Genomic DNA, 7,173 nt, shown 5'->3' with positions numbered 1-7,173 from the left:
CGGCCGAGGCGGCCCCGGCGGCCGGGGGCGGTGGGCAGCGCCGACTGCATGGTCTGGGGGAAGTTGCCGGTCTGGCCCTGACCGAGGCCGTCGCGCCGCTGGCTGTGCCGCGGTTCGGGTTCGGCCTGCACGCCCTGGACGCCGCGTTGGGGAGCTTGCCGAGTGGGATGCTGACGGTGGTGGCGGCCGAGCCGCATGCCGGCGGCTCGCTCCTGGCTGTGCACGCCGCCCGGCACACCGCCCTCACCCACCACCTCCCTGTCCTGTACGCGGCGTCGGGGCTGTCGCGGACGGACGTGGCGATGCGGGTGATCGCGGCCGAGGCCGGACTCGACTACCGGCGGCTGCGCACCGGCGCCCTCACCCCGGACGAGCAGCAGGCCGCGGCCGCAGTCCAGGCCCGGCTCACCGCGGCCGACCTGCACGTCGACGACGGCACCGGCCTGACCGCCGAGGCGATCGCCGAGACTGCCCCCTACGTTGAGGGCCTGGCCCTGGTCGTCGTCGACCGCTTCCAGCACGCGGCCGATCCGTTCATCCCGCTGTCCGGCCCCGCTCTGCCCGAGGCGGCCCGGGCGCTGGCGCACCTGGCCCGCACCCGGAACATGCCGGTGGTGGCCGTGCTCGACACCGCCGATGCCGACGCCCTGGCCGCGCTGGACGCCGCCCACCTCACCCTGACCCTGACCCGCACCGGCCTCGACGCCCAAGTCACGGTGGCCGAACGCGACTTCGGCGAGCTGACCACCGTGCCGCTGGGCGCCGATCTCGCGAGCGCCCGCTTCACCGACGCGCCCGCCCACCCTCAGGACCCGAAGACCGCGTGCACGTTCGGCGGAGGCAAGGCCGGGAAGGCCACCGCCGACCCGGCCGCCGAGGCCGCCCCGGACGTCGCCCTGCAGCCTGGTCCCGCGCCAGCCGTCCCGGCGGCCGAGGGGGAGGGGTTCGCGGCTGTGGAGGCCGAACTCCTCGACGCAGCACTGCCGTTCACTTCCGGCACCCGCCATGGCCTGTCCGCCCGCCTGGTCGGCGCGCTCGCCGCGCTGCGCGAGGCCTCCGCTGAGCCCGCCCGGGAGGGTGAACTGCCCGGGCTGCGCCAGGCTCTGGACGGCCTCGCTGCCCGCCGCCCTCCGGTGCCGGCCACACCGGAAGGCGAGCGCCTCGGTACCGCGCTGGCCGTGTTCACCGCCGCTCACCGCGATACCCCCACCAGCGCCACCGCCCCGGCACCGGAGGCTTCGGCGCCGCAGCCGGTCCCCGCCACCGGCACGCCGGAGGGAGGCCCCACCCCCGCTGCCGAGGCCTCCGGTGCCGCGCCCGTTACGGACGATCCGGCCCGGCGTGTGGTCGAGGGGGTGGTCATGGAGGCGCCGTCGGCGTCGTTCAGCGACGACACGCCTCCGCCCGAGGACACTCCCGGCACCGGCGGCCGGAACTACACCTACTTCCTCAACAAGATCACCGCGGCGGTCGAGCAGGCTCTGGACGAGGCGGGCGGTGACATCGAGGCCGCGGTCAAGATGCTGCAGAAGAAAGCCGTGCCGGACTCGATGGCCCTGTTCAAACTCACCCGGGTCGGCGCAAGCTACGTCCACACCGTTTATCCGCCCGCTTTGGATTTCCTCTCGAAGCCAGGACAGGGCGAGGCCGATGGAATCTGGGAAGGCCGCCATAAATGGCGTAACGCCCCCCTCTACGAGGCCGTCAAGAAGGGGGAGCGCCACCCTCTGGACGTGGTCGGCCTGGACACCAACGCGGCCTACCTGTCCGCCTTCAAGACGCACCTGCCCATCGGGGCACTCAAGCACGATCCCAGCGGGGGCTACGACCGCCGCCGCGCCGGGATCCACCGCGTCGACCACTTTGTATGGCCCCACGCCCACCTGCCCAACCCGATCGGCAACCGCAAGGAGCCCGGCCCCTACCTCCTGGACGAGGCCACCGTCCGCCTCCTGATCCGCTGCTCTGAACTCAAACTGAGCGAGGCGCCCCGGATCCTGGAATCGTGGACCTCCGGCGCATCCGAAGCCCTCCTGGAGAAATTCCGCCGTGTCCTGCAGCAGGCCCGCCAGACCGCGATCGAAAACGAGGACTCGGCCACCGAGGAATACGTCAAGGCCATGTACTCCCGTTTCACTTCCACGATCGGCGAATCAGGAAAGAACCGCGAACTCCGCCGACCCGAGTGGGTCCACACCATCCGCTCACAGGCTTTCGCAAGCCTCTGGCTGAAAGGATGGAAAGCCCATCAGGGGGGTCTTATCCTGGTCCAGGCATCCGGCGTCGACGAACTCCACGTCGCCGGAGGCGACTGGAAAACAGTCTGGGAAGAGGGCCGCAAGCCCACTCAGATGAAGGTGAAGCGCTTTTACACCCTCGGGGGGAATTAACCGGTGCCGTACGACGACAGCGGCTGGAAGAATTTCGGCACCTACGGTGCGAACCGCTCCCGCGAGAACGTCCGCGGCGGCGTCGCGCTCGGCCGCGCCCTGGAAGAGGCCCTGGAACGTCAGATCATCGAGGGCGGCATCAAGTCCCCCGTCACCTCCCCCCGCGGCCTGAAGGCGCGCCTGAAATACCTCAACAGCGACGCCGGCGTCGAGGCCATGCGGCAGGCCGGGATCACCGTCAAGTCCCGTGCCCTGAAGAACTGGTTCACCGGCACCCAGAAGCCCAGCCCGGCCAACCTCGAGCTCGTCGACACTGCGTACTGGACCCTGCGCACCCGGCGCATCCTGGACAACCTCGGCGCCTTCAAGCAGCACCTCAACAACCAGGGAAAGGGCACCGCGGTCGAGATCCACCCCGTCAACCAGTCCCTGGTCGACGAGCACGCCCGCCGCCCCAACCTCGAAGGCGAGCAGGCCATCCGCACCCTGCCCGCGGTGCGCTACATCTGGGACGAGTCGGTCGATGCTATGGAAGCCGGTGACGAGGGCAGGCTCGAGGAGATCTGGGACGACATCATCAGTGAGCTCGACTCCGACTGGGGCGCCTACACCTACGTCTCCTACGTCGGCCTCGGTGCCTGAAGGAGAGTGTCCCGACGTCACCGCGACCGTCGGGGCGAGGGCCCTGTCATGACCTTCGTCTGCCTTCTGGGGTTGTTCTCGCCGCTGTTGGTAGGTGCTGCGCCTTGCGTTTCCTCGCAGCAACCGGATGCCTTCCGGCGGGAGACCCTGCGCGCGTGGCGACGGGCATCGCCGCTGCGTGGGTGCCTCCGCGCAACAGCGGAGTCTGCTGTGGAGCAGAATCAACCGATCACAGTGTGACGAGGAAGGCCGCCCATGAGCCACAACGCGACGTTCCTGCAGGCGACTCAGGCAAGCCAAGGAGCTCTTACCCGCGGCTGGCTGGCGTTTCCCGCCCCGTCGGCCGATGCGCCTGTACCGGAGTCGGTTGCTCAGACGGATGTGGCGGTCCTGAACCTGGAGGATCGGCTTCGTGAGGTGCGACTGGCGGCCGCCCCTCATGTCACGGTGGCGGCCGAGGCCCTCCATGCGGCAGTCAGGGCTGCCGCCGATGCCCAATTCGAGCTGCACATGCAGAACTTCAGCAGCGTGGAGCGTCTGTGTGCTCTCGACGACGTAGCCTTCACCCGTCACACCGACGCCGTCAGGCAGGCACTGGAAGCCTTCGTCGCGGCAGCCTACCGAGAGGGAGTATCGGTGACGGCCACGGGTTCCGACCGGGCCAAGGCGGCGCGGGTAGCCGAAGCGGTACCGGCGGACGCTGCCTGGCTGGTCCAGCTTTCCCGGCGGATGCCGATGCGGCGCATCCCCGGCTTCGTCGCCGAGGGCGTCGACTCGGCCCTGGAAGCCTTGCAGCGCGATGTCATCGACTTCGTCGACCCGGAACTCGAAGCGGCACATCAGGGCTTCATGGAAGCTCTGGCCCGTCTCGTCGACGAGATCAACGGCATCTTCACCCCCGACCACGACGCCGCATACACCGAGGTCCCGCCGGAGTGGCGGCGCACCGACCCCGAACGGTACGCCCAAGCTCTGCGCGATCTCTCCCAGGTCCGCGATACCGTACTCGACGGCTACAAGGAGCTGATGAACGTCATGAGCCGAAGAGGCCACCTCCCCGCGCCGCAGGAACCCCAGCCAGGCCCTTCGGTCCGGGTCACCGCCGGCGACAACTCACCCGTCACGGTGAACGCCCCCTACGCCCACGCCTCCCACGGCGGCCACGCGAGCGCCGGCCAGCCGGCACCAGCAGACCAGATTGCCGTGGCCACACCCGCGCCGTGGTATCGCAGCGGCATCTTCTGGGGCGCCGTCAGCGCCGTGGGAACGGCAGCCAGCGCCATCGTCGCCTACCTTGCGCTGGGTAGATGACCGAGCCCACCCGCCAGGGGCCGCAGCCCGTGGAGCAGCTGGAGCAAGGCGTCCTCGACGACACCGTCCCGCTCGCTGGACTGCTGCGCCTCGCGCTCGTCATCGGCGGCCACGCGGCCTCCCAGCCCCTGAAGCAATGGGCACTCAGCGAACTCGAGGGCTACGGAGGCAAACCCGCCTCCAGCGTTCCGGACTACCGACGCCCGCGCGCGCCCATCCAGGCCGACTCACACTCGCTGACCTGGCAACGTCACGGTGAAACCATCAGCGCCCTGCACCTCCCCGACATCACACGGGGCACGATCAACGAAGAAGTGACCATCCCGTACGGCGTCGGCCAGCTCCAGAACCTGATCGAACGGACCCCGCCCGGCCAGGCAGTCCACCTCAGCCTTCCCGGCGCGGCCGAACTGCGCACGCTGATGAGCGCGATGCAAAAGTACCGCAGCCAAGCCATCGTCATCGACGACCTGTACTGGGCGGTCTCTCCCTCCGTCCTGCACGACATCCTCGACCAAGTCCGCACTCGCCTCACGCAGTTCGTCGCCGAACTGCGTTCCACGATGCCGGCCGGCTCCGGCACACCTACCCCTGAGCAGGTCCACAGGGCCGTTCAGAACATCAGCATCACGACCGGCGACAACTCGCCCGTCACGCTCACCGCTTCGCTCGCCCACGCCGACCAAGGCGCAACAGCCAGCGCCTCAGCCGGTGTACAACAGCGCTGGTGGCAGCGACGACGGCGCTAACTCCATCCCCGTCCACGACAAGGGCCACTCTGGTGACGGGCACCCACCATCCGTCCCCCGCACCCCCGAGGCCCCAGCGCTCCTCACGGGGCTGCGAACCTGTCTTGACCTGCTCAACCCCGGCGAGCGCTACGGCCTTCAGGTCGGCAATCACTTCTCCATGCTGTCCTTCAAGTCCGGTGTCCTCCCCGGCGAGGGCATCGAACGCGTCCGGGCATCGCAACCCGGGCATGAACCCAGACCACCCCCACACAACGCGGAAGCGCGCTGTAGAGCGTTCGCCGCCGACGCCTGGTAGATCAATGGCGGCTGGTGGGAGCAGCGCCAGGTCGTACGCGCGGACCCAGGAACGGCAGGGAGGAGGGCGAGCACCGCGGACTGCAGGCGGCTGCTGTGCGGCATGGATGTGAGAGGGACGGGAAGGTCGGGGAGTTCGGTGGCTATAGGGTCGTTGCATGAGCTTGCGCGACGCGGACTGTTCCTGGCTGCCCGACCACCAACTCCATGTGGTGGCGACGCTGGCTCACGTCGACCACACGATCGAGCGGTTGTTGCGGCTGACACACGATTACACCGAGCACGGGACGATCACGTTCGCCGAAGTGAGCAACGGTGACCGTGTGGACGTCGTGGTCCAGGAGGTCGCTCCGCTCCCGCAGGCGATCCCCCGGCTCGTGGCCGACGCCCTCACCCAGTTGCGGGCCGCGCTGGAACACACCCTGTACGCGGAGGTCGAGGCCGCTCTCGGACGCCCCCTGACGGAAGAGGAGGCGAAGAGTGTGGAGATGCCGGCCACGTGTGACGCCGCTGCCCTCGCCCAGTGGTTCGGCAACCGCAGGCGACGGCAGCTTCCGCCGATGAATGCCGGCACGCCGCTCGCGCAGCGCATCGAGCGGCTGCAGCCGTTCCAGCGCCGCACCCCCGACGAGCATCCGCTGCGGCTCCTCGCCGTCTACACCAACGTAGCCAAGCACCGCGCTCCCGCTGTCGCGGCGACCCGGCTCGGCGCCGTGCACCCCGACGATCCGCGCAGCGGCCTGACCGTCGCCCTTCCCCTCAAACACGGGCCCCAGCCGGGTGACGGACTGCCCTTGCTGGAGGGCGACGTCCTCGCCAGCGCCCCGCGCGGCGCCCGCATCCCCTTCTCCGTGTGGCCGACCGTGTCCCTGCAGCGACCCCACACTGGCGTGTGGGCCATCGTCGTCAACGAGCTGGAGCTTCTCGAGGAGTGGGTGCGCACCGTGGCTATCCCCGTTCTGGTCACCGGCCGTCACGAGGTGAGCCCGCTGCCGCCGCACCTCGACATCACCGTCGGACACCGGGACATGCGCGCCGCCTTGGCGACGGCGGGCCGCACCCCCGCAGTGGTCCGGAGCCGGGACAGGATCGCAGCCGCCACCGGCCGTGCCGGTCTCGTCGAGTTCCTTGCTTTCTTCCCGGAACGGCCCGAGGAGGAAACGGTCCGGGCATGGCTCGACTCGCTGGACGACCACGCAGGTCGTGGAACACGTCCTGCACCTGCGCACGGTAAGCGGCCGGCCACATGAACTGATCGAGGCGGGAGGCGAATTGGTCATAGAAGCCCGCAGGTACCAGGAACACATCGGGAAGCCGTCCCGCACGGGTGGGGCAGGCGCTTAGGAAGGACCCCGGGCTGCCCGTACGACTTCGGCACACGGATCCGGGGCGGGCCGCAAGGCCCGGTGCGGGCTGCGCGGCACACAGCCTTCCACGCTCGCGCACCCCGCCGCCCCGCCCCAGCGCACCGTATGCCTGTTATGCGGCTTCCTGGCCCCGCGGATGTTCCCCGTCCCGCCACGAAATTCGGCGCCCCGCCCGCCCCTGCCCACCGTGCTGGCGACGGTGCCGTCCGCGCGCACAGCGCCCTGGGCGGCTCACCGTTTGTTCCAGCCGACTTGCGGCCCAGGCCCCTTCAGAAAGACGGTGGTACCAGCACACCACCGACGGTCAAACCGCCGGTGTTCTCCTGACGGCCCTGGTCGCAAGCCCGAACCCGTTTCAGGACTCCCCGGCAGGCGCGTTGGCCCGCGCCCGCCGACCCGCCCAGCCGGCACCGCCCC

Annotated in this window: 5 protein-coding genes; all 5 read left to right on the top strand. The window is 69.9% G+C overall.

The genetic code is table 11. From position 1 onward, the window contains the following. On the top strand, positions 1-2,390 hold a 2,390-nt coding region (locus GA0115259_RS08715; RefSeq protein ID WP_093593303.1), incomplete at its 5' end, for a DnaB-like helicase C-terminal domain-containing protein. Positions 2,391-2,393: 3 nt separating this feature from the next. Next, positions 2,394-3,032 (top strand): hypothetical protein, encoded by a 639-nt coding sequence (locus tag GA0115259_RS08710; RefSeq protein WP_093593300.1) that lies wholly within the window; start codon positions 2,394-2,396, stop codon positions 3,030-3,032. Positions 3,033-3,287: 255 nt separating this feature from the next. Then, positions 3,288-4,343: a hypothetical protein gene (locus GA0115259_RS08705; RefSeq protein ID WP_093593297.1), complete on the top strand. Its 1,056-nt coding sequence runs from the start codon at positions 3,288-3,290 to the stop codon at positions 4,341-4,343. Then, on the top strand, positions 4,340-5,092 hold the full coding sequence (locus GA0115259_RS08700; protein ID WP_141716494.1) for an AbiTii domain-containing protein: 753 nt from the start codon (positions 4,340-4,342) through the stop codon (positions 5,090-5,092). Before GA0115259_RS08705 ends, GA0115259_RS08700 begins: the two co-directional genes overlap by 4 nt. A 455-nt stretch (positions 5,093-5,547) precedes the next feature. After that, positions 5,548-6,639 (top strand): hypothetical protein, encoded by a 1,092-nt coding sequence (locus GA0115259_RS08695; protein WP_093593289.1) that lies wholly within the window; start codon positions 5,548-5,550, stop codon positions 6,637-6,639. Positions 6,640-7,173 lie beyond the last annotated feature (534 nt).

Source organism: Streptomyces sp. MnatMP-M17, from assembly GCF_900091995.1.
GTDB lineage: Bacteria > Actinomycetota > Actinomycetes > Streptomycetales > Streptomycetaceae > Streptomyces.
The sequence above is the reverse complement of the archived record's forward strand: the minus strand, read 5'-3'. Positions and strand labels throughout refer to the sequence as shown.

Excerpts from the sequence above, each read along its gene's own strand:
- GA0115259_RS08705 (WP_093593297.1), top strand. The coding sequence starts at position 3,288 with ATGAGCCACAACGCGACGTTCCTGCAGGCGACTCAGGCAAGCCAAGGA.
- GA0115259_RS08700 (WP_141716494.1), top strand. The coding sequence starts at position 4,340 with ATGACCGAGCCCACCCGCCAGGGGCCGCAGCCCGTGGAGCAGCTGGAG.
- GA0115259_RS08695 (WP_093593289.1), top strand. The coding sequence starts at position 5,548 with ATGAGCTTGCGCGACGCGGACTGTTCCTGGCTGCCCGACCACCAACTC.